Origin of the sequence: Microbacterium sp. 2MCAF23 (assembly GCF_052115565.1) — a bacterium.
Lineage (GTDB): Bacteria > Actinomycetota > Actinomycetes > Actinomycetales > Microbacteriaceae > Microbacterium.
In genome coordinates this window covers 73,165-95,785 of the sequence record NZ_JBFRGY010000014.1, presented here as the reverse complement: position 1 = coordinate 95,785, position 22,621 = coordinate 73,165, and the positions used below count along the sequence as shown (strand labels likewise).

At 69.5% G+C, this 22,621-nt stretch carries 19 protein-coding genes, 1 tRNA gene and 1 other RNA gene; 13 read left to right on the top strand and 8 right to left on the bottom strand.

Annotated elements, in window-relative coordinates:
• The first annotated feature begins 122 nt into the window (after positions 1–122).
• A complete protein-coding gene (locus AB4078_RS15280) occupies positions 123–1,451 on the top strand; it encodes an MFS transporter (protein WP_440731914.1) in 1,329 nt (442 codons plus the stop codon).
• A gap of 18 nt (positions 1,452–1,469) precedes the next feature.
• Here the strand turns inward: AB4078_RS15280 and AB4078_RS15275 are convergent.
• Positions 1,470–1,542 (bottom strand) — tRNA-Val (locus tag AB4078_RS15275).
• Positions 1,543–1,584: 42 nt separating this feature from the next.
• On the opposite strand from AB4078_RS15275, the gene AB4078_RS15270 reads away from it, so the two are divergent.
• The gene (locus tag AB4078_RS15270; RefSeq protein WP_441977834.1) at positions 1,585–2,715 is read left to right on the top strand and encodes an aminotransferase class V-fold PLP-dependent enzyme; all 1,131 of its coding nucleotides are present in this window, start codon (positions 1,585–1,587) and stop codon (positions 2,713–2,715) included.
• A gap of 27 nt (positions 2,716–2,742) precedes the next feature.
• Here the strand turns inward: AB4078_RS15270 and AB4078_RS15265 are convergent, their stop codons facing one another.
• Positions 2,743–4,923, bottom strand: coding sequence for a heavy metal translocating P-type ATPase (locus tag AB4078_RS15265; RefSeq protein ID WP_441977833.1), 2,181 nt, complete (start codon positions 4,921–4,923; stop codon positions 2,743–2,745).
• Positions 4,924–4,993: 70 nt separating this feature from the next.
• Between AB4078_RS15265 and AB4078_RS15260 the strand changes: the two genes are divergently transcribed.
• Together AB4078_RS15260 and AB4078_RS15255 are read left to right on the top strand one after the other, a co-directional pair.
• Entirely contained in the window at positions 4,994–5,398 is a 405-nt protein-coding gene (locus AB4078_RS15260) for a YchJ family protein (RefSeq protein WP_440731911.1), read from the top strand.
• 49 nt (positions 5,399–5,447) lie between these two features.
• Entirely contained in the window at positions 5,448–6,200 is a 753-nt protein-coding gene (locus AB4078_RS15255; protein ID WP_441977832.1) for a zinc ribbon domain-containing protein, read from the top strand.
• Between the two features lie 34 nt (positions 6,201–6,234).
• Here the strand turns inward: AB4078_RS15255 and AB4078_RS15250 are convergent, their stop codons facing one another.
• Entirely contained in the window at positions 6,235–7,074 is an 840-nt protein-coding gene (locus AB4078_RS15250) for an aldo/keto reductase (RefSeq protein WP_441977831.1), read from the bottom strand.
• 143 nt (positions 7,075–7,217) lie between these two features.
• Here AB4078_RS15250 and AB4078_RS15245 point away from each other — a divergent pair, with 143 nt between their 5' ends.
• Both AB4078_RS15245 and rnpB read left to right on the top strand, forming a co-directional pair.
• Positions 7,218–8,945: a bifunctional 3'-5' exonuclease/DNA polymerase gene (locus AB4078_RS15245; RefSeq protein WP_441977830.1), complete on the top strand. Its 1,728-nt coding sequence runs from the start codon at positions 7,218–7,220 to the stop codon at positions 8,943–8,945.
• A gap of 12 nt (positions 8,946–8,957) precedes the next feature.
• Positions 8,958–9,331, top strand: an RNA gene (gene rnpB, locus AB4078_RS15240) — RNase P RNA component class A.
• Positions 9,332–9,394: 63 nt separating this feature from the next.
• Here the strand turns inward: rnpB and ppgK are convergent.
• The gene (gene ppgK, locus AB4078_RS15235; RefSeq protein WP_441977829.1) at positions 9,395–10,141 is read right to left on the bottom strand and encodes a polyphosphate--glucose phosphotransferase; all 747 of its coding nucleotides are present in this window, start codon (positions 10,139–10,141) and stop codon (positions 9,395–9,397) included.
• 65 nt (positions 10,142–10,206) lie between these two features.
• On the opposite strand from ppgK, the gene AB4078_RS15230 reads away from it, so the two are divergent.
• From AB4078_RS15230 to AB4078_RS15215, 4 genes are read left to right on the top strand one after another with little or no spacing between them, the layout of a single operon-like run.
• Complete coding sequence (locus AB4078_RS15230) at positions 10,207–10,416, top strand: SPOR domain-containing protein (protein WP_440731906.1); 210 nt, start codon at positions 10,207–10,209, stop codon at positions 10,414–10,416.
• A gap of 5 nt (positions 10,417–10,421) precedes the next feature.
• A complete protein-coding gene (gene glnA / locus AB4078_RS15225) occupies positions 10,422–11,759 on the top strand; it encodes a type I glutamate--ammonia ligase (RefSeq protein ID WP_440731905.1) in 1,338 nt (445 codons plus the stop codon).
• Between the two features lie 12 nt (positions 11,760–11,771).
• Positions 11,772–14,753, top strand: a complete 2,982-nt coding sequence (locus AB4078_RS15220) for a bifunctional [glutamine synthetase] adenylyltransferase/[glutamine synthetase]-adenylyl-L-tyrosine phosphorylase (protein WP_441977828.1) — start codon at positions 11,772–11,774, stop codon at positions 14,751–14,753.
• Between the two features lie 48 nt (positions 14,754–14,801).
• Positions 14,802–15,725 carry a diacylglycerol/lipid kinase family protein gene (locus tag AB4078_RS15215; RefSeq protein ID WP_441977827.1) on the top strand — a complete coding sequence of 308 codons (924 nt, stop codon included), beginning with the start codon at positions 14,802–14,804 and terminating at the stop codon, positions 15,723–15,725.
• A gap of 49 nt (positions 15,726–15,774) precedes the next feature.
• Here the strand turns inward: AB4078_RS15215 and AB4078_RS15210 are convergent, their stop codons facing one another.
• Together AB4078_RS15210 and glnA (AB4078_RS15205) are read right to left on the bottom strand one after the other, a co-directional pair.
• Positions 15,775–16,170 (bottom strand): hypothetical protein, encoded by a 396-nt coding sequence (locus AB4078_RS15210; RefSeq protein WP_441977826.1) that lies wholly within the window; start codon positions 16,168–16,170, stop codon positions 15,775–15,777.
• 152 nt (positions 16,171–16,322) lie between these two features.
• Entirely contained in the window at positions 16,323–17,747 is a 1,425-nt protein-coding gene (glnA, locus tag AB4078_RS15205; protein WP_441977825.1) for a type I glutamate--ammonia ligase, read from the bottom strand.
• Positions 17,748–17,910: 163 nt separating this feature from the next.
• Here glnA (AB4078_RS15205) and AB4078_RS15200 point away from each other — a divergent pair, with 163 nt between their 5' ends.
• Positions 17,911–18,339 carry an RDD family protein gene (locus AB4078_RS15200; protein ID WP_441977824.1) on the top strand — a complete coding sequence of 143 codons (429 nt, stop codon included), beginning with the start codon at positions 17,911–17,913 and terminating at the stop codon, positions 18,337–18,339.
• Positions 18,340–18,393: 54 nt separating this feature from the next.
• Here the strand turns inward: AB4078_RS15200 and AB4078_RS15195 are convergent, their stop codons facing one another.
• Positions 18,394–18,885, bottom strand: coding sequence for an ATP-dependent zinc protease family protein (locus tag AB4078_RS15195; RefSeq protein ID WP_440731881.1), 492 nt, complete (start codon positions 18,883–18,885; stop codon positions 18,394–18,396).
• 17 nt (positions 18,886–18,902) lie between these two features.
• Here AB4078_RS15195 and AB4078_RS15190 point away from each other — a divergent pair, with 17 nt between their 5' ends.
• Complete coding sequence (locus AB4078_RS15190) at positions 18,903–20,099, top strand: RimK family alpha-L-glutamate ligase (RefSeq protein ID WP_440731880.1); 1,197 nt, start codon at positions 18,903–18,905, stop codon at positions 20,097–20,099.
• 73 nt (positions 20,100–20,172) lie between these two features.
• Here AB4078_RS15190 and AB4078_RS15185 read toward each other — a convergent pair whose 3' ends face one another.
• Positions 20,173–20,883, bottom strand: coding sequence for a DUF4191 domain-containing protein (locus AB4078_RS15185; RefSeq protein ID WP_441977823.1), 711 nt, complete (start codon positions 20,881–20,883; stop codon positions 20,173–20,175).
• Between the two features lie 156 nt (positions 20,884–21,039).
• Between AB4078_RS15185 and AB4078_RS15180 the strand changes: the two genes are divergently transcribed.
• The gene (locus AB4078_RS15180) at positions 21,040–22,617 is read left to right on the top strand and encodes a hypothetical protein (RefSeq protein ID WP_441977822.1); all 1,578 of its coding nucleotides are present in this window, start codon (positions 21,040–21,042) and stop codon (positions 22,615–22,617) included.
• Positions 22,618–22,621: the final 4 nt, after the last annotated feature.

Below are 22,621 nucleotides of genomic sequence, written 5' to 3'. Positions count from 1 at the left end.
GGGACTCCTTCCGACGGAGCGCTTCGCACTCGGGTCTTGACATTCTGGCAGTCACCAAGTTTCATGTGGTGAACAATCACTATTTCACTACATGGGAACACAACGTGGCAAGGGAGCTGCTGATGAATTCCGCCATCACCGACGAGGCCCAGGAGCCGGTCCCCGAAGGGAAGATCGCTCTCGATCAGATCCCGTTCGGACGGTTCCACTTCAAGGTCACGATGATGACCTTCGGCGCCAACTTCTCGGACGGCTATGCGCTGGGGATCATCGGCGGCGCGTTGCCCCTGCTGTCGCAGCAGTGGCACGTCGACGGGTTCTGGCAGGGCATGCTGGCGAGCTCGGCGCTGATCGGCCTGTTCTTCGGATCGCTGATCCTCGGCCGGATCAGCGACCGGATCGGTCGGCAGCGCGTCTACGTCCTGAACTTCATCCTGATCGCCGCCGCATCCCTGGCGCAGTTCTGGGCACCGAACGTCGAGACGATCTTCGTGCTTCGCCTGCTGATCGGCTTCGGTCTCGGCGCGGACTACGCCGTCGGTCCGACGCTCCTGTCGGAGTTCGCGCCGCGCAAGTCCCGCGGCCTCATGCTCTCCTCGCTGACCGTGCTGTGGACCGTCGGGTATGTCATCGCCAACGTGATCGGCGCCTATGTGAACGTGGGCCCGGACACCTGGCGCTGGCTTCTCGCCTCAGGATTCATCCCGGCTCTGTTCGTCCTGATCGTGCGCATCGGCTCACCCGAGTCGCCGGGCTGGCTCATCAGCAGGGGGCGCGGCGATGAGGCCGCAGCGATCGCGGAGAAGTATCTCAAGACGGGGAACATCTTCATCCCGGCAGCTCATGTCGAGGAGAAGAGCAGCTACCGCGAGCTCTTCAGCCCCGCGCTGCGCAAGAGCACCTGGTTCGGGATCCTGTTCTACACCTGCCAGGTGCTCCCGTACTTCGCCATCTACACGTTCGTCTACACGATCCTCGAGGCGATGAAGGTGTCGGACGCGAACGTGCAGAACCTGCTGATCAACATCTTCCTGTTGGCCGGTGGCGTCGCGGGCCTCTGGGCGATCGTGCGATTCCCGCGCAAGGCCTTCACGTTCTGGACGTTCGTCATCATGACCGTGATGCTGGCTCTGCTCGGGCTCCTCGCGGAGGCGTCGCCGTGGCTGATGCTCATCCCGTTCGTGGTCTATTCGTTCGTGATGTCCGCGGCGTCGAACATCACCCAGGTGTACCCGCCCGAGCTCTTCCCGACGCATCTGCGGGGGAGCGGCGTCGGCCTGCTCAACGCGACCAGCCGCATCGGCTCGGCGATCGGGACATTCCTGCTGCCGATCAGCCTGGAGAAGTGGGGAGTGTCCGTGTCGATGTACTGGCTCGCCGGGGTGCTCGCACTCGGCGCGCTGGTCACCTGGCTGTGGGCGCCGAAGACGGAGGGCAAGAGGCTCGTCTGATCGATGGGCGCCTCGCGGTGCGCCCAGAGAGACTCGAACTCCCGACCACATCCGTGTAAAGGACGTGCTCTACCAACTGAGCTATAGGCGCGTTCCCTCCAGCCTAGCGGGAGCGGTGTGCCAGGCTGAGCGCATGAACCTTCCGCACGACGATGTCGATCCCGACGGCCTGCTGGAGTACTCGGTGGTCTTCACGGACCGCTCCCTGAACCACATGTCCGCGCGATTCCTCCGCGTGATGCAGAGCGTGCAGTCCGATCTGCGGGCCGCCTATGGCGCGACGACGACGGCGATCGTCCCGGGTGGCGGGACCTACGCGATGGAGGGCGTCGCTCGCCAGCTCGCCACCGGGCGCCGCTGCCTCATCGTGCGCAACGGACTGTTCTCCTACCGCTGGTCGCAGATCCTCGATGCCGGCGACGTCGCGCACAACACGGTTGTGTGCGCGGCGCGCCCGGATTCCGATGGCGCGCAGGCTGCCTGGGCCCCCGCACCGATCGACGAGGTGGTCGCCGCGATCCGCGCCCAGCGCAGCGAGGTCGTCTTCGCACCGCACGTCGAGACGGCGGCGGGGATCCTGCTGCCCGATGACTATGTGCGCGCTCTCGCCGACGCGGTGCACGAGGTCGGCGGGCTGTTCGTCCTGGACTCGATCGCGTCGGGTGCGCTCTGGGTGGACATGGCAGCCCTCGGCGTGGACGTGCTGCTGAGCGCTCCGCAGAAGGGGTGGAGCGGATCACCCGGCGCCGGTTATGTGATGCTCGGCGACGCGGGTCGCGAGGCTGTGACGTCGCGCACGTCGTCGAGCTTCGCCATGGACCTGGCGAAATGGTTGTGGATCTCCGAGGAGTATGTGGCGGGCCGTGCGCCGTACCACGCCACCATGCCGACCGACACGCTCGCGCACAACGCCGCACTCATGACCGAGACCCGCGAGCGGGGCTTCGAGGCGTTGCGTGCCGCTCAGTGGGACCTCGGCAGCCGGGTGCGCGCCCTGCTGGCCGAGCGTGGTCTGCCCTCGGTGGCCGCGGAGGGATTCGCCTCGCCGAGCGTCGCCGTGGTGCACACCACGGAGCTGGGACTGCGCACCGGAGCGCTGTTCCGCGAGCAGGGGCTGCAGATCGCGGCCGGTGTGCCGCTGCACTGCGGAGAGCCGGAATCGTTCTCGACGTTCCGGATCGGGCTGTTCGGTCTCGACAAGCTCGCGGATGTGGACGGCACGGTCGATCGTCTGGCAGGCGCTCTGGACCGGATCGGACTCTGAGTCCGATCCGGCCGGGCCACCGGACATTCAGTGCGAGCCGTGCTCCGGTGAGGCGGCGACGCTCTCGGGCCGCAGGTCGAGCCGGCGCAGCAGCTGCGCGTTGAGGGCGACGACCACGGTGGAGACCGACATCAGGATCGCACCGACCGACATCGGCAGCAGGAAGCCGATGGGGGCGAGCACGCCCGCGGCGAGAGGCACGGCGGCGAGGTTGTATCCGGCCGCCCACCACAGGTTCTGCCGCATCTTGCGGTAGGCGGCCCGCGACAGGTCGATCGTCGCGACCACCGAGCGCGGATCCGAACTGGCCAGCACGACCCCGGCGGATCCGATGGCCACGTCGGTGCCGGCGCCGATCGCGATGCCCACGTCCGCCGTGGCCAGTGCGGGGGCGTCGTTGACACCGTCGCCCACCATGGCGACCACCCGTCCCTCGGCCTGCAGCTCGGCGACCCGCGTCGACTTGTCCTCGGGGCGCACGCCGGCGAAGAACCGCCGGATGCCGAGTTCCGCCGCCACGGACGCGGCGACCGCCTCGGCGTCGCCGGTGATCATGACGACGTCGACGCCGCGCTGCTGGAGTGCCCGCACCGCATCGCGGGACTCCGCCCGGATCGCATCGGCCAGCTTGAGAGCTCCGGCGAGCCTTCCGTCCACGAGCACGTGCAGGATGATCGCACCCTCGGCACGCCACGCCGACGCCTCGGGCATCTCCGCCGCGCCGGTCTGCGCGAGCAGCCCCGGTCCGCCCACCTCGACGCTGCGGCCGTCGAGGACGGCCCGGACACCGAGCGCCGGCTCGGAGCGGAATCCCGACACGGCGCCTCGGGCCAGACCGCGGTTCTCAGCGGCCGTGCGGATCGCCGTGGCGAGCGGGTGCTCGGAGTCGGACTCTGCAGAGGCGGCGGCGCCGAGCACCTCGTCCTCGGTGAAGCCCGCCGCGACGGCGATCCCGATCACAGCGGGAGCACCCTCCGTCAGCGTGCCGGTCTTGTCGAACAGCACGGCATCGACCTGGCGCATCCGCTCGAGGGCCATCCGGTCCTTCACCAGGATCCCGCCGTGCGCGGCCCGCTCCGTCGCGATCGAGACGACCAGCGGGATCGCCAGGCCGAGTGCGTGCGGGCAGGCGATCACGAGCACGGTGATGACCCGCACGACGGCGGCGTCGGGGAGGCCGATCGCGGTCCACACCACGGCGGTCACGATGCCGGCGATGAGGGCGAACCAGAACAGCCAGCCCGCGGCGCGGTCCGCGAGGCGCTGCGCCCGGGACGAGGACGACTGCGCTTCGGCCACGAGCCGTCCGATGCCCGCGAGGGCGGTGTCGGCACCTACCGCCGTCACGCGGGCGCGCAAGGCCGAGTCCGTCGCGATCGTGCCGGCGACGACCTGGTCGCCCACGGTGCGCGGCACCGCGCGCGACTCGCCCGTGATCATGGACTCGTCGACGGTGGCGGATCCCTCCGCCACCACCGCATCCGCGGGCACGCGTCCGCCGGGGCGGATCAGGACGACATCGCCGACCCGGAGCTCCGCCGGTGACACGAGCTCCACGTCGTCGCCGACGAGGCGCTCCGCCTCATCGGGCAGGAGTGCGGCCAGTGAGTCGAGTGCGGACGTCGTCCGGGCCAGGGAACGCATCTCGATCCAGTGCCCGAGCAGCATGATCACGACGAGGAGGGCGAGTTCCCACCAGAAGTCGAGTTCATGGTCGAGGACTCCGAGAGTCGCACCCCAGGAGGCGAGGAAGGCGACGGTGATCGCGAGCGCGATCAGCAGCATCATCCCCGGACGCCGTGCGCGCAGCTCGGAGATCGCGCCGGCCAGGAACGGCTGTCCGCCCCACGCGTACAGCACGGTGCCGATCACCGGCGGGATCGCCCGCACGACGAGGGTGTCGGGAACGTGGTACCCGACGAGCATGGCGAACATGGGGGAGAAGGCGACGACGGGGACTGCCAGGACGAGCATGATCCAGAACAGGCGCCGGAATCGCGCGACGTGATCGCCGTGCCCGGCGTGGCCCGAGTGGCCGGCATGGCCCGAGTGGGCGTGCAGTTCCGCGTGATCGATGTCGCCGTGATCCGTAGGGGAGTCGTGCATCTGCGTGTGATCCGTCGGGGTCGGCGTCTCGTGCGCCGTTCCATGACCGTGCGTCGCGATGCCGTCGGCGTGGGGGCTGCCGTTCTGCGTTCGTTCGTCCATAATCGGACCAACCATATACCCCCTAGGGGTATTTCGAAGGGTATCGACATCAACGAATAGGCTGGACGGGATGAGCGATGGATCGATGGCCGGAAGGGCGGCGCAGCGCTGCCCCTGCGGCAGCGGCGACCTCTTCGAGACCTGCTGCGGTCCGATCCTCGCGGGGCGACCTGCGCCCACCGCGGAGCGTCTCATGCGCTCCCGCTACACGGCGTTCGTGGTCGGCGATGCCGCGTACCTGCTGCGCTCCTGGCATCCGACGACCCGGCCGGCGCAGCTGGACCTCGACGCGCATCTGCGCTGGCTCCGCCTCGACATCCTCGCGAAGCACGCTGGAGGGCCCTTCGACACGGAGGGCATCGTGGAGTTCGAAGCGATCCACCGGGACGCGACGGGTCGTGGCGTGCTGCATGAGCGCAGTCGCTTCGTGCGCGAGGACGGCCAATGGCTCTACGTCGACGGCGACGTGTCCTGACGCGGGATGCGCGCGCGGCCGGATTCCCGCCTGGCGTAGATTTGGACGCGTGAAAGCCAACCCCGCGCACCAGATCGTGCTCCTCGACATCGCCGACATCGACCGCCGTATCGCGCAGGCCGACTACGCGCGCACGCATCCGGTGCAGGGGGAGCGGATCAACGAGCTCTCCGCGCAGCGGCAGGGACAGCTGCGCGAGCTGACCGAACTGGCCGGAACGCGCGATGACGTGCAGACCGAGCTGAAGCGCCTCGAGTCGGATGTCGCCCTCGCGGCACAGCGCCGCGACCGCGATGCCGGCCGGCTCGCTGCCACGCAGAACCCCAAGGACGCGGTCGCCCTCGAGCAGGAGATCGCGAGCCTCGCACGCCGGATCAGCGACCTGGAAGACGCCGAGCTCGAGCTCATGGGCCGGTTGGAGGATGCCGAGGCGGCCGTCTCCGCCCAGCAGGCGCTCATCGACCAGACCGTGGCCGAGGGCACGCGGCTGACCGCGGAGGCCAAGGCCCTCATCGCCGCAGCGACGACCGAGGGCGAGCAGCTCGCTCGAGACCGCGTCGCGCTCGTCGACTCGGTCTCCCCGTCGCTCATGGCCGAGTACCAGCGCCGCGTCGGACGCACCGCGGGCGCGGCGCTGTTGCGCCGCGCCACCTGCGAGGGGTGCCGCATGGTGCTCTCCGGTACGGACCTGAACGCCATCCGCCAGGCTGCGGACGACGACGTGGTCTCATGCCCCGAGTGCGGGTGCATCCTGATCCGCACCGAGGAGTCGGGCCAGAAGAGCTCCGCCCCTGCGGAGTGAGCGGGGCGGCGCCGACCCCGGCGGTGGAGCGCGCTCAGAATTCCTCGTGCGTGGCCGGATCCGCGTCCCAGAGGCGCCCGTCGGGTGCGCCGAGAGCCGTGATCGCGGCGATCTCGTCGACGCTCAGCCGCACCTGGGCCGCGGCGAGGTTCAGGGTCTGATGCTCGGCCGAGGCGGCCTTCGGGATCGCCACCACGCCGCGTCCGGCGTGCCAGGCCAGCACGGCCTGCGCAGGCGTCAGGCCGTGCGCTGCGGCGACGGCGGTGACCGCCGGATCTTCGAGCACCTCGCCGGCTCTGCCGAGCGGGCTCCACGCCTCGGTGAGGATGCCGTGAGCGCGGTGGTACGCCAGGGCCTCCTCCTGCGGGAAGCGCGGGTGCAGCTCGATCTGGTTGACCACGGGGCGCACCCCGGTCGCGTCCTCGATGCGTTCCAGATGCTCCGGCAGGAAGTTCGACACGCCGATCTGGCGTACCAGGCCCCGGTCGCGCGCCTCGATGAGCGCCTGCCAGGCCTCGATGTACGCGTCCACGCGCGGCAGCGGCCAGTGGATGAGGAACAGGTCGATCGCATCGACGCCGAGGCGGAACCGGCTCTCCTCGATCGCGTCGAGCGCCTTGGCGCGCGCGTGGTGGCGCCCGGCGAGTTTCGAGGTGACGATGAGTTCGGCCCGGTCGACGGCTGCCCCGGAGATGCCCCAGCCGACCGCACCTTCGTTCTCGTAGTTGAAGGCGGAGTCGATCAGCCGATAGCCGTTCTCGATGCCGCTGCGGACCGCATCCGCACCGGCCTCTCCGCGGAAACCGTAGGTGCCGAGGCCCTGGGCAGGCAGGGCGAAGCCGTTGTGGGCGATGAAGGGGGACGCATCGGACATGGGGGACTCCTCTCCGGTGACTCCACGCTAACCGCCGCCGGGTTCGGGTGCGCGCGCGGCGATACACACCGACACACCCGAGGATCCGGTGTACAGAATCGCGGATGCCGTGCCTGGCTCCCGGAGGGCGTAGATTCGAAGACATGATCGAATCGGCTGCTCCGCACGAGGTCGTGCTGGGGCGGTCCGCACGAACCAGCTGGACTCTGGTGCTGTTCGACGAGGACGGCGCAGAGCTGTGCAGGAATGAGATCGCGGCATCCGCGCTGACCACCGAGGTGGCCGCTCTGGAGGAGCGGGCCCATCCGCGGTGGGTGGTGCGTCATCTCCGCGAGGTGTACCCGCCGCTGCTCGCCGCCGGGATACGGATCCGCCGCGCGCACGACCTGGTGCTCTGCCACGCGATCCTGCGCGATACGGCGAGTCTGGCGGATCCGGTCCCGGCTTCGTCGCGCTGGATCCGCTCGGATCCGCTGGCGACGACGATCGAGACGCCCGCGCTGTTCGATCTGCATGAGGTCGCGTCACAGGCCTCCGGAGACCCGTACGTGGAGATCGATGAACTCCTCGCCGAGTACGGTCGCCAGCGCGCCGCTCTGGTGCGTGCCCCGGACGGTCGCCTCGCTCTGCTGTGCGCCGCCGAGTCGACCGGGGCTCTCGTCGCCGAGGAGATGACGGCCGCCGGCCTGCCGTGGAGCACCGCCGTGCACGAGCAATTACTCGCCGAGGCGCTCGGCCCGCGGCCGGTGCCCGGTGCGCGGCCCGCTCGGATGGCCGAGCTCGCGGCCGTGATCGGTGAGACCCTGGAGGACGCCACGGTCAACCCCGACAGCCCGCCGCGTCTGCTGAAGGCGCTGCGGCGGGCCGGGATCCTGATCGACTCGACCTCGCGCTGGGAACTCGGCGAGGTCGAGCACCCCGTCGTCGAACCGCTCCTGACGTACAAGAAGCTGGCTCGGCTCTACTCCGCCAACGGCTGGGCGTGGCTCGCGGAGTGGGTGCGCGAGGAGCGCTTCCGGCCCGTCTACCTCACCGGCGGCGTGGTCACCGGGCGCTGGGCGTCCAGCGGCGGGGGAGCATTGCAGATCCCGCGGAGCCTGCGCCCGGCGGTGCGCGCCGATGCCGGCTGGACGCTGGTGTGCGCGGACGTGGCGCAGCTGGAGCCGCGGGTGCTCGCGGCGATGTCGAAGGACCGGGCGATGGCTGCGGCTGCGCGTGGCGCCGACCTGTACGAGGGCGTCGTGCGCTCGGGTGCGGTTCAGACGCGTCAGGAGGCGAAGTACGCGGTCCTCGGGGCCATGTACGGCGCGACCACGGGACCGAGCGGCCAGCTCGGTCCGCGGCTGCGCAGCGTCTTCCCCCGGGCGATGGCGCTCGTGGACGGCGCGGCGAAGACGGGGGAGGACGGGGGCGTCGTCTCGACGCTGCTCGGCCGCAGTTCGCCACGGCCGGATGTGCTCTGGACCGCGACGCAGTCGCGGGCGAGCGACCCCGATGCGGACGGCGCCGACGAGCGGCTGGCCCGCAGCAGGGCCAGGGATCGCGGCCGGTTCACCCGCAACTTCGTGGTGCAGGGCACCGCGGCCGAATGGTCGCTGCTCTGGTTGGCCGAGATCCGGCACCGCCTGACCGCGCTGCCCGAGGCTGCCGAGCCTGCGTCCGGTTCTGGACCGGTGTTCTCACGGCGCGCGCATCTGGCGTTCTTCCTGCACGACGAGGTGATCGTGCACGCGCCTGTCGCGCAGGCCGACGAGGCCGCGCGTGTGGTGCAAGACGCGGCGGACGCGGCGACGCGCCGGCTGTTCCCCGGGTTCGAGATCGACATCCCCCTCGACCTGCGCATCGCCGAGGACGCGGGCAAGGACTCGTAGACTGGATGCGAACGGGTCGGCTGGACGGTCGCGTGGCGGGAGACCGCACCGAGGAACGTCCGGGCTCCACAGGGCAGGGCGGTGGGTAACACCCACCCGGAGCAATCCGCGAGACAGTGCCACAGAGAGAAGACCGCCGCGGCCCGCAAGGACCGAGGTAAGGGTGAAAGGGTGGTGTAAGAGACCACCGGGGGCCGTGGCGACACGGCCCGCCAGGTAAACCTCGCCCGGAGCAAGGCCAGACAGGGGATGATGACGCGGCTCGCCGAGTCCCCGGGTAGGCCGCTGGAGCGGCGCGGCAACGCGTCGCCGAGAGAGATGACCGTCGAAGGGATGCCCCGAGAGGGGCCCCGGCACAGAACCCGGCGTACAGGCCGGCCCGTTCCTCTCACGAAGAAGGCCCGGATCCGCAGCTCAGCGGATCCGGGCCTTTCGGCGTGCAGGGGGCGTCAGTCGCCCGCGAGCGAGGCCGCGCCGATGATGCCGGAGTTGTTGCGGTGGATGGCCGGGACGATCGGTGTCTTGAGTTCGAGAAGCGGGAGGAAATCGCCTGCGTTCTTGGACACGCCCCCGCCGACGACGAACAGGTCGGGGCTGAAGAGGAACTCGATGTGCGAGTAGAAGGCCTGCAGGCGCTCGGCCCATGCCGCCCAGCTGAGCCCCTCGCGTTCGCGGGCGGAGGTGGCCGCCCACTTCTCCACGGATTCGAACTCGCGGAAGTTGAGGTGCCCGAGTTCGGAGTTGGGGATCAGGACGCCGTCGTACAGGAAGGCGGAGCCGATGCCGGTGCCGAGCGTGGTCATCAGGGTGAGCCCGATGACGTCGCGTGCCGCGCCGTGGCGCGCCTCGGCGACACCGGCAGCGTCCGCGTCGTTCACGAAGACGATGTTGCGACCCAGGCCGTCCCGGAAGAAGCGCTCGGCGTCGAAGTCGATCCACTTCTTCGAGACGTTGGCGGCGGAGAGCGTCCTTCCGCGCTTGACGATCGCGGGGAAGGCGACGCCGAGTGGAAGGGTCGACTCGTGCACCTCGAGGGTCCGCAGCACGGTTTGGACGGCCGTCAGCACATCCTGGGGCGAGGCGCCCTCGGGGGTGGGCACACGTACGCGGTCGGACGCCATGGTCCCGTGCTCGAGGTCGACGATTCCTGCCTTGATACCCGTGCCGCCGATGTCGACGCCGATCGCTTTTGCCATGCGCAACAGCCTAGCGAGAGGCGGGCACGCCAGTAGGATCGTGACAAAGCCCAGGAGGAGCAGCGATGTCCGGCGAGAACAAGTACTGGTTCAACAGCAGCACCGGTGAGGTCGAATACGGTCTGGAATCGCCGTCTATCGACCGGATCGGCCCGTTCGACACCGCCGAGGAGGCCAGTCGCGCCCCGGAGGTGCTCCAGGAGCGTGCCAAGGCCTGGGCCGATGAGGATGCGGCCGAGGACAACTGGGGCAAGGGCACGGACGGTACTCGATGAGCGGAATGGACAAGCAGCGGGACTTCGTGCTGCGCACCATTGAGGAGCGCGGCGTCAAGTTCATCCGACTCTGGTTCACCGACGTGATCGGCACCCTGAAGTCGGTGGCGATCGCCCCGGCCGAGGTCGAGGGCGCCTTCGCCGAGGGCATCGGGTTCGACGGCTCCGCGATCGAGGGCCTGACCCGCACCTTCGAGTCGGATCTGCTCGCGCAGCCGGATCCGACGACCTTCCAGATCCTGCCCTGGCGCGGGGAGATCGACCCCACGGCGCGGATGTTCTGCGACCTGACCACGCCAGACGGTCGTCCGGCCGTCGCGGACCCGCGGCACGTGCTCAAGCGCACCCTCGCCAAGGCGGCTGATGCGGGCTTCACGTTCTACACGCACCCCGAGATCGAGTTCTACCTGCTGAAGTCGTCGCAGTTCGGACCCGAGGGGCCCGTCCCGGCGGACTCGGCGGGCTATTTCGACAACGTGCCCGGCGGGACGGCGCACGACTTCCGGCGCAGCGCTGTGCGGATGCTGGAGGACCTCGGCATCTCGGTGGAGTACAGCCACCATGAGGGCGGTCCCGGCCAGAACGAGATCGACCTGCGCTACGCGGACGCGCTCACCACCGCCGACAACATCATGACCTTCCGCACCGTGGTGAAGGAGGTGGCGATCGAGCAGGGTGTGTACGCGACGTTCATGCCGAAGCCCCTGAACAACCACCCCGGCAGCGGCATGCACACGCACCTGTCGCTGTTCGAGGGCGACTTGAACGCGTTCTACGAGGAGGGGGCGAAGTACCAGCTCTCCCGCACGGGGCGCCAGTTCATCGCTGGGCTCCTGCGGCACGCGAACGAGATCGCGGCGGTGACGAACCAGTTCGTGAACTCGTACAAGCGGCTCTGGGGCGGCGACGAGGCGCCCAGCTTCGTGACATGGGGCCACGCGAACCGCTCCGCGCTGATCCGGGTGCCGATGTACAAGCCCAACAAGGGCCAGTCCACGCGGATCGAGTACCGCGCCCTGGACTCTGCGGCCAACCCGTATCTGGCATACGCCCTCATGCTCGCGGCCGGACTCAAGGGCATCGAGGAGGGCTACGAGCTGCCGCCCGAGGCCGAGGACAACGTCTGGTCTCTGAGCGACGCGGAACGGCGTGCGCTCGGCTACGCGGCGCTGCCTGCGAGCCTGGACCACGCACTCGAACTCATGGAGGAGTCGGAACTCGTCGCCGAAACGCTCGGCGAGCAGGTCTTCAACTATGTGCTGTTGAACAAGCGCAAGGAGTGGGAGGCGTACCGCGGTCAGGTCACGCCGTTCGAGCTCAAGAGCAACCTCGAACTGCTCTGAGCAGGGGTCGTAGTGCCCCGTTTCGACGACTCGCTCTCGCTGTCCGCGCTCGCCCGGCTGGGCTTTGTCGGCCTGTCCGCCGCGTCCGCCGGGCTGCGTGAACTGGGAGAGATCACCGGGCTCACGCCGTCGACGCTGATCGAGCCGCTGCGCAGCGCCGATCCCGACGAGGCGCTGGCCGGGCTCATCCGCGTCGCCCGCCGGGATCCGACCGGGGTGGCCGCCGTACTGTCGGACACGGCGCCGCGCGCCCGCGCCTGGGCGGTGTTCGGCGCCTCGCCGGGGCTCGGCCGGTTCTTCGAACGCCGTCCGGAGGAGCTGGCGCTGCTGCGTGAGGACCGCTCGGCGCTGCCGAGCGCCGAGCGGCTGCGCGACCTGCTGCTGTCCTCAGTGGATGCGGCGGACGGGTTCGCGGCGACCGGAGACGCGGCGGCCCGGATCCGGCTGCGCATCGCGTACCGGCGTGCGGTTGCAGGGATCGCGGCGTGGGATCTGACCGCATCGGAACCGGTCGCCGCGGTGGCGGACGTCTCGGCGGCGCTCGCGGATGCGGCGTCCGCTGCGCTGGAGGCGGCGCTCGCGATCGCGCGCACCGCGATCGCGGCCGGTTCCGCCGACGTCCGGCGGGACGTCGCTCTGACCCGGCTGGCGATCATCGGCATGGGCAAGACCGGGGCGCGCGAGCTGAACTACGTCAGCGACGTGGACGTCATCTTCGTCGCGGGCACCGCGGATGAGGAGCGGCTGACCGAGCCCAGGGCGATCGACATCGCCACACGGCTGGCGCGGGAGACCATGCAGGTCATCGCCGGGATCGAGTCCGAGCCGCCGCTCTGGGAGGTCGACGCGGCGCTGCGCCCCGAGGGCAAGCAGGGCGCGCTCGTGCGCTCCCTGGGCTCACACGTCGCCTACTACGACCGCTGGGCGAAGAGCTGGGAGTTCCAGGCGCTGCTGAAGGCGCGGGCGATCGCCGGCGATGACGCCCTGGGCACGGCATACATCGAGGCTGTGCAGCCCAAGGTGTGGTCGAGTGCAGCACGCGAGGACTTCGTCGGCAGCGTGCAGCGCATGCGCGAGCGCGTCACCGAGCACATCGCTGCCGAGGACGTGCCGTACCAGCTCAAACTCGGACCGGGAGGACTGCGCGACATCGAGTTCACCGTGCAGCTGCTGCAGCTCGTGCACGGCCTCACGGATCCGCAGATCCGCACGAGGGGCACGCTGGAGTCGCTCGACGCGCTCGTCGCGGGTGGCTACATCGGCCGAGCCGAGGCCGGCCTGTTCGCGCAGGACTACCGGGTGCTGCGACTGATCGAGCACCGGCTGCAGCTGCGCGAGATGCAGCGCACCCATCTCGTGCCGCGCGAGGAGGAGGCGCTGCGCGTGCTGGGCCGCGCCACCGGCCTCGCCGAGACTGCGGACGGCATCAGGAGGGTGTGGGAGGACGTGCGCCGTGAGGTGCGGGACCTGCACACCCGGCTGTTCTATCGTCCGCTGCTGAGCGCGGTCGCATCGTTGCCGGAGGAGGAGCGCACGCTCTCCACGGACCAGGCGCACGACCGCCTCGCCGCGATCGGCTTCCGCGACCCTGCCGGTGCGCTCCGCCACATCGGCGCCTTGACCACCGGACTCAGCCGGAAGGCGACGATCCAGCGGCACCTGATGCCGGTGATGGTGCGCTGGTTCGCGGACGGGACGGATCCCGACTACGGCTTGATCGCGTTCCGGCGCATCAGCGAGCGGCTCGGCGACACGCCCTGGTTCCTGCGCATGCTGCGCGACTCGTCGGGCGCCGCGGAGCGGCTCACCCGCGTGCTCTCGACCTCGCGGTACATCGGCGAGCTGATGGAGTGGATCCCGGAGTCGGTCGCGTGGCTGGAGAGCACCGAGCAGCTGCGACCGCGGCCGTGGCAGGCGCTCGATGAGGAGGCCAGGGCGATCCAGACCCGGCACGACACGATCCTGGATGCGATGCGCTCGGTACGGGCGCTGCGACGCCGGGAGTTGTTGCGCACCGCGATGGGCGCCGTGCTGGACGTGCTGAGCATCGACGAGGTCGCGTTGGCGCTCACGACGATCACCGATGCCGCGATCCAGGCCGCGCTGCGAGCCGTGCGCCGCGATGTCGTGCCCGACGAAGACGACGTCTTGGACTTCTCCGTCATCGGAATGGGGCGCTTCGGCGGCGCGGAGCTCGGATTCGGATCCGACGCGGATGTGCTCTTCGTGTACGACGCGAATGGTGTCGACGCGCAGCGTGCGCAGCAGCTCGCCGCGCGGATCGTCGCAGGGCTGCGGGAGCACCTGACCGACCATCGGCTTCCGCTCGAGCTCGACGCGGATCTGCGCCCAGAGGGGCGCAACGGCCCTCTCGTGCGTACCCTCGACGCGTACGCCGCGTACTACCGCCGCTGGTCGCTGTCCTGGGAGGCTCAGGCGCTGCTGCGCGCCCGTGGCGTCGCGGGCAGCCACAAGCTCATCGAGCGCTTCCTGGAGCTCGCCGACGGCGTGCGCTATCCGGAGGCGCTGGATCTCACGTCGCTGCGGGAGATCAAGCGGATCAAGGCACGCGTCGAGGGCGAGCGCCTGCCGCAGGGCGTGGACCCGCGCCGGCACCTCAAGCTCGGCCCCGGCACTCTCAGCGACGTGGAGTGGCTGATCCAGATCGTGCAGCTGCAGCATGCGCATGCCGTGCCGGCATTGCGCACGACCTCGACGCTGGCGGCACTCGACGTCGCCGTCGAGAACGGTTTCGTGCCGGCCGCGGCGGGGGAGCGGCTGCGTGAGGCATGGCGGCTCTCCAGCCGGCTGCGCTCGGCGATGACACTGCTCACCGGGCAGACGAAGGACGTGCTGCCGGCTGATCCGCGCGAACTCGACGGCGTCGGCCGGATCCTCGGCTACCCCGACCGCTCGGCGGCCGCCGTCGAGGAGGAATACCTGCGCGTGACGCGGCGCGCCAGGAAGGCTTTCGAGACGCTGTTCTACGGCTGACGGGCGCTGTGCGCGGCGTTCGGCCGGCGATGCGGCGAGGATGGTCTCATGACGATGATCGGCGTGGTCCGCAATCCGGTGAAGCTCGAATCGGAGGATGAGGTGCGCGCCGCGGTCGCTGCGCACATCTCCGATGCCGACATCCGGTTCTTCCTGACGACCGAGGAGGACCCGGGACGGGCGATGGCGCAGGAGGCGGTCGATGCCGGCTGCGAGCTCGTCTTCGCGGCGGGTGGCGACGGCACGGTCCGCGCAGTGGCCGAGGTGCTCGCCGGCACCGATGCCGCTCTCGGGATCCTGCCGCACGGCACCGGCAACCTGCTCGCCAGGAATCTGGGCGTGCCGCTGGACGGGGTCGCGGCCGCGGTCGCCCACGCGCTCACCGCAGAGCCGCGCCGCATCGACGTGGGCACCATCGAGGTGAGCGAGGGTGACGCTCCGGGAGAGCACGTGTTCGTCGTGATGGCCGGCCTCGGGCTCGATGCGCGCATGCTCGAGGAGACCGACGAGGAGCTCAAGGCGAAGGCCGGCTGGCTCGCCTATGTGAAGGCGCTGGGCGCCGCGGCCGCCGGGACCGAGCTCGTCTCCGTCGAGCTCGCCCTGGACGGGGAGCACGCGGACCGGGCGCGGATCCACACCCTCATGATCGGCAACTGCGGCATGATCCAAGGCGGGATCACCCTGCTTCCGGACGCCGTACCGGACGACGGGCGGCTGGATCTCCTTCTCGTCAGCGCGGAGGGCGTGGCGGACTGGTTCGAGACGGTGCGCACCGTCGTCTGGGACAACGGTCTGCGCAGGCTTCTCGGTGGCGAGACGACCAGCACCGACGTGGTGCGGCATGCTTCGGCGCAGCGCATCAGAGTAGAGCTGGCGCGCTCGCAGCCCTTCCAGATCGACGGCGAGGAGCGCGGCCAGGTGCGCTCCTTCACCGCGGGCATCCGTCCCGGAGTGCTGCTGGTCCGCGCCTGAACCGGATAAGGTGCCGGGGTCTCTCGGCCCGGGCCGAGCGCACGAGACCTCAGGCGCCGCGGAAGTAGGTGTTCGAGGCGGGCAGCCACAGGAGCACGACTGCGACGATGCCGAGAAGGAGGGCGAGGATCCCGATGCCGTTGGTGCCGCTGAACAGTGAGCCGATCGAGAGGATCTCCAGAACCGTCAGCACGATGCGTGCCCAGTTCCTACCTGCCTTCATCCTCCGGAGGATGAACAGCTCGATGATCGCGAACACGAGTGCGATGGCACCCGTGGCGATGAGGACGGTCCCGTTGACGCTGGTGCCCGCGACAGTGGCCGAGTCGCCGGTCGTGGTGACGGCCGTTCCCGCGATGATGATCAGGACGGCGCCGACGACGTCGAGGATGATGCCGATCAGGAAGATCCAGAATGAGATCTTGACGGTGGTGGGGGTGAGCATGCTGACTCCTCTGCGGGCCGGAGATGCAGTCACCGGGGTGACTGGCCTCACCTTGGCATATCCGTGAATCCGCCGCGACGAACCACGCCGTGCCGGGCGGAACGACGAACGCCCCCGACCATGAAGGTCGAGGGCGTTCGTCGGATCGGGGGTCAGACGCCGAAGTACAGCTCGTACTCGTACGGGTGCGGGCGCTGGGCCATCGGCAGGATCTCGTTGTTGTACTTGTAGGAGATCCAGGTCTCGATGAGCTCCTCGGTGAACACGCCGCCCTCGAGCAGGAAGGCGTGGTCGGCGCGGAGAGCCTCGAGCGAGTCCAGCAGGGAGTTCGGCACCTGCGGGATGTTCTTGGCCTCCTCAGGGGGAAGCTCGTAGAGGTCCTTGTCGATGGGCTCGAGCGGCTCGATGCGGTTGCGGATGCCGTCCAGGCCGGCCATGAGCTGCGCGGCGAAGGCGAGGTACGGGTTGCCCGAGGCGTCCGGAACGCGGAACTCGATGCGCTTGGCCTTCGGGTTGGAGCCCGTGAGCGGGATGCGGATCGCGGCGGAGCGGTTGCCGGCGGAGTAGGCCAGGTTGACCGGCGCCTCGAAGTGCTTCACCAGGCGGTGGTAGCTGTTCAGGGTCGGGTTGGTGAAGGCGAGTACCGCGTGCGCGTGCTTGAGAAGGCCGCCGATGTACCAGCGGGCGGTGTCGCTGAGCTGGCCGTAGCCGTTCTCGTCGAAGAACAGGGGCTTGCCGTCCAGCCAGAGCGACTGGTGCGTGTGCATGCCGGATCCGTTGTCGCCGAACAGCGGCTTCGGCATGAACGTGACCGTCTTGCCCCACTCCTCAGCGGTGTTCTTGATGATGTACTTGAACTTCAGGATGTCGTCCGCCGCGTGCACCATGGTGTCGAAGCGATAGTTGATCTCCTGCTGACCGGCCGTGCCGACCTCGTGGTGCGAGCGCTCGAGGTGGAACCCCGCGTCGATGAGGTTCAGCGTCATGTTGTCGCGCAGGTCGGCGGTCTTGTCCACCGGCGCCACGGGGAAGTAGCCGCCCTTGAACGGCGTCTTGTTGCCGAGGTTGCCGCCCTCCTCCTCGCGGCCGCTGTTCCACGCGGCCTCCTCGGAGTCGACCTTGTAGAAGCTCTCACCGGCGGTGACCGAGTAGCGCACGTCGTCGAAGATGTAGAACTCGGCCTCGGGGGCGAAGTACGCGGTGTCGGCGATGCCGGTCGAGGCGAGGTACTTCTCGGCCTTCTTGGCGACCTGACGCGGGTCCTTGCTGTAGATCTCACCCGTGCGCGGGTTGTAGATGTCGAAGACCATGACGAGCGTGCTGGCCTCGCGGAACGGGTCGACGTAGGCCGTGGTCACGTCGGGGATGAGCTGCATGTCGGACTCGTGGATCGACGCGAAGCCGCGGATCGAGGAGCCGTCGAACAGCTGGCCGTTGGCGAAGAAGTCCTCGTCGACCGTCGCGGCAGGGATGTTGAAGTGCTGCTGCACGCCGGGCAGGTCGGTGAAGCGGATGTCGAGGAACTTGACGTCGTTGTCGCGGATGTACGCGAGCACGTCGGCGGGGGTGGTGAACATGCATCAACTCCTGGAGGAACGGGTGCGGTCGAGCGACCTGCAAGCAGGTTACGAGCAGGGGATGACGCGGCCGTGTCTGGAATGTTTCCGGCGTGTTACGGGTCTGCCTGCGGCTGAGGCGTCCGCGGCGGGATCAGGGAGCGCGCTCGCCTAGGCTGAAGGGATGTCCGACACCGCGCAGAGCTACCCCGGAGAACGACTCGGTCTCCCGAAGACCGGCCCGGGCAGCGTCGGCCGGATCGGACGACGGATCGCCGCTCTCGTGATCGACTACGCCGCGGCATCGATCATCGCGAGCGCGTTCCTCGGCTTCCAGCAGTTCGCCCTGCCGAAGGAGGCGGGCATCACCCAGTTCGCGCCGATGATCGTGTTCGCCGTGCTGCAGATCGTGTTCATCCCGACTATCGGCGGCAGCCCGGGGCACCGGATCGTGGGCCTGCGCCTGGTCATGATGAACGGTTCCTGGGTGGGCCTGTGGCGTCCGATCGTGCGCACCCTGCTGCTCGTCTTCGTGATCCCGGCCGTGATCTTCGATGCGGATCAGCGCGGGCTGCACGACAAGGCGGTCGGAACGGTGCTCATCCGCGCCTGACGCGCCGAGCTACGACGCGATCGCGCAGGAGATGCGCAAGGCTCCGCAGAGCCTTCAGGCGGCGGCGTGACCGCGGTTGAGGCGGCGGAACGTCTTCGGGGCCTTGCCTCCGACGAAGGAGCGCGCCGGGTCGATCGTGAAGCCCTGTCGCAGCGCCTCGCGGCCGATCAGCATCCGGAATCCCATCTCGCTGCGATTGCTGAGAGTGACCTCTGCGGTGACCCTGTGGTCGACCAGTACGAGATCGAGCAGCACCACCAGGCGGCTCTGCGCGTGCCCGGATGAGGAGCGCACGTCGCGGCGGTCGAACACCGGCAGCTCCACCGGGACCAGTTCGTGCGCGCCCTGCCAGGGGCGCACGTCGAACCGCACCCACGGGGCGCCGTCGCGTTCGAACTCGCGGATGTGCTGGGCGTGCAGCGATGAGCTTCGCGCCCCGGTGTCGACCTTCGCCTTGATCCAGGGGATTCCGACGTCGGGGAGCGACACCCACTCCCGCCACCCGATTAGGGTGCTTGAATGAGTAGGTCGGTCCACAACACACATCCTGGCAGGAAATCACCGTGAAGCTCGCCGTGCTCTCGCGCGCCCCGCAGTCCTACTCGACCCAGCGCCTCCGTGCCGCCGCGACGCAGCGCGGTCACCAGATCAAGGTGCTGAACACGCTGCGCTTCGCGATCGACCTCACGGCGGACGAACCGGATCTGCACTTCCGCGGGCGCCGTCTCAGCGACTACGACGCGATCCTCCCGCGCATCGGCAACTCGATCACGTACTTCGGCACGGCGGTGGTCCGTCAGTTCGAGCAGATGGACGTCTACACGCCGAACACCGCGAACGGCATCTCCAGCGCGCGGGACAAGCTCCGCGCGAACCAGATCCTCTCCCGGCACAACATCGCGATGCCGCCGACGGCGTTCGTGCGCAACCGGGCCGACGTGCGTCCTGCGATCGAACGCGTCGGCGGGGCGCCGGTCGTCATCAAGCTGCTCGAGGGCACGCAGGGGATCGGCGTCATCCTCGCCCCGCAGGTCAAAGTCGCCGAGGCGATCATCGAGACGTTGCACTCGACCAAGCAGAACGTGCTGATCCAGAAGTTCATCTCGGAGAGCCGGGGCCGCGACATCCGGGCCCTCGTCGTCGGTGATCGGGTGGTCGCGGCCATGCGGCGCGTGGCGAACGGCGACGAGTTCCGTTCGAACGTGCACCGCGGGGGCACCGTCGAGGCCGTGCACCTCGACCCGATCTACGAGCAGACGGCCGTGCGGGCCGCGCAGATCATGGGGCTGCGCGTGGCGGGTGTGGACATGCTCGAGGGGGAGGACGGGCCCCTGGTCATGGAGGTCAACTCCTCGCCGGGCCTGCAGGGCATCGAGGCGGCGACCGGGCTGGACGTGGCCGGCGCGATCATCGACTTCATCGCCAACCAGGTGAACTTCCCCGAGATCGACGTGCGCCAGCGCCTGAGCGTCTCGACCGGCTACGGCGTGGCCGAGCTCGTGATCCACGCCGGCGCGGAGCAGGTCGGCAAGCAGCTCGGCGACCTCGGTCTGTGGGATCGCGACATCACCGTCCTCACGCTGCACCGCGGCGTCACGGTGATCCCGAATCCGCGCAAGCACGTCGTGCTCGAGGACGAGGACCGGTTGCTGTGCTTCGGCAAGCTCGACGAGATGCGCTCGATGATCCCGGAGCGCCGTCGCCGGCGGGCCAAGGTGCGCAAGCTCCAGAAGGAGCACATGCCGGACACCACGGGCTGAGCGAGTCCCATCGGCCACACGACGAGCGCCCGGCCCCGAAAGGGACCGGGCGCTCGTCGTGTCAGGAGCAGGTTCAGCGCGGACGCGGTGCGCGCGTCTTGAGCGGGTCGATGCCCTTGGGGATCGGCAGCGAGGCGACGGACTGGGAGACCGACTCCATGCGCTTGATCACGGCGGCCATGGTCGCGTTGTCGATGGCCTTGGGCAGCTTCTTGATGGTCTTGGAGAGCTTGTCGATCGAGACCTCGTCCTCGCCGTGACCGACGTAGAACACGTTCACGGGCACGCCCTGGGCAACGCGCATCGCCTTCGTCTTCTCATCCTTGACGAGCCGGGTGAGCCGGCCGCGCGCGCCCTCGGCGACGACCACGATGCCGCCGCGACCGATCGCGCGGTAGACCGCGTCCTGCGTCTTCGGGTTCACGCCGACCGGGACCTCGGAACCCTGCCAGCTGCGGCCCAGCGAAGTGCTGAGGACATGGCCGGCCGCGCCGGGCATGCCGTCGATCTTGCGGTACATCGCGGTCGTGGACAGGCGCGTCATCAGGAACATGGCGCCCAGCACACCCAGCAGCAGGCCGGTGATGCCCCACAGTACGAGGCTCCAGATCTGGAACGGGGGAATCAGGTAGCCGACGATCAGGCCGATGAGGACGCCGACGACCAGGAGCGCGATCTGCGCCCAGGGCAGCCACGGGTAGATCTCCCGGGTGAAGCGGAAGAGCGAGCGCAGCTGCGAGAAGAAGCCGGGCTGCTTCTCCGTCGCGGAGGGACTTTTTGCCATACCCTCCAGCCTACCGATTCTGCGAGGCCGTGACGGCCCGGATGGACACGCGGTGGGCGAACAGCATCGTCCTGCACAGAGGGCTCGCGATCCGGAATGTGCACGGATTGCGTGATGCCCCCGTTGTGAGGGATCCCGGCGCGTTGGGATGGGGGCATGACGGAACGAAGCAGAGGCATCGCCGTGGCGGGTGCGCATCGCACCGTCCGTGTGCTCGCGGAGGGGGAGGGTCCGTATGACGGCGAGCTCGTCACGTGCAGGAACGGCATGGCCCTGCGGGTCGATGCGGCGCAGCTGCACGGCTGGGCCGGATGGGTGTTCGCCGGCGCCGAGCACGTGGCCGCGCCGCTCGATGTCGCGCTGAGGCCGGATGGGCAGGACGTGCTGCTGCCGTGGTGCGTGCGCACCGTGCGTGCGCACCTCGCGCAAACGGCGGACACCGGCGGGATCGGACACGGTGAGGCGGTGACCCTCGCGGTCAGCGTGCTGCGCGGTGTGCTCGAGCTGGAGGTCCCGCAGGACGCGCCGTCCGGCGAGCGGAGTGCAGGCGCACGTTCGAGTGCGGACGATGAGGCCGAAGGAGGCCTGGACGGCGGCTGGTGGCTGACCGATGAGGCGCGTCCACTGTTCGCGATCGGAGCGGCCGACTCGCCGGGTGCCGGGGGATCGCCGCGCGAGACCGGAGAACGGCTGCTGCGTGATCTCGAGGCGCGGATCGAGGACCGTGCGCTCCGTCGCGTGCTGACACGCCTCGCCGACGCGCTGGATGATCCGCGCCGCCTCCGCGTCGAAGCCGCGCGGTGGGAAAGCGAACTGCTCGAGATCGCCGCCCCGCGAGCGTTGCGACTGGACGTCGGCGGGGTCCCGGAACCTGACGACGGGAGCCAGAGGAGGGACACCTTGCGGACGTCGCCGCATGGAGGCGACCGTCCTCCGCGACGGAGAGACCTGCGTACCGCCGCACGAGACGACGGGCGACGGGAGGTTGTGGCGCAGCGGAATCGCCCCGCGGGGGCGAAGGGGCGCCACGCACGCGGCAGGCGCTCTTCCGCCCCCGGGCCGCTGCTGATGCTGCGGCTGCGCGACGCCCTGGGCCATGTGCGGGAACGTACCGGGCGCGTCATGCCGTTCCGGAGAACGGCCCGGGTGCAGTCCCGGCTCCCCGCATCGCGGCCGGATCGGTCGGTCGAACGCAAGCGGTGGAGGGGGCCAGTTCTTGTCGCCGTGTCGGCGGCCGCCGTGATCGCTGTGGTCGGCGCATTGTGGCCGTCCGGCACGGGCAGTGCTGACGCGGCCGACCGTCCGTCCACGGCGACTCCGGCCGTTCCATCGTCGACCGGACGGCCGCCCTTGCCGTCCCCGTCTCCTACGCTGCCTGACCGCGGGGGAGCGACGCCGGCCGCTCCTGTACGGACCCGCACCCTCGGTGCGTCGGCGCAATCGGATCCACGGGCCGCCGGCGAAGAGCTGATCGCTGCGGGCCGGAACTGCGAGGTGCACCCGCAGCCGGAGTGCGCGGAGGTGTGGGACGGCGGTGCGACCACATCCCGGCACCTGCGGGAGGCAGACGAACCGCCGGTGCTGATCGAGGACTACGGCGATATCGCCGCGATCAGGAACGCCTCCGAAGAGGGAGCGCAGATGGTCGTGATCATCCGCCGGGACGCCGAATGGCGGATCCGCGATGTGTACGACATCGCGAACCCGCCATCCGAAGGGACCGGAGCCCCGTGAGCGT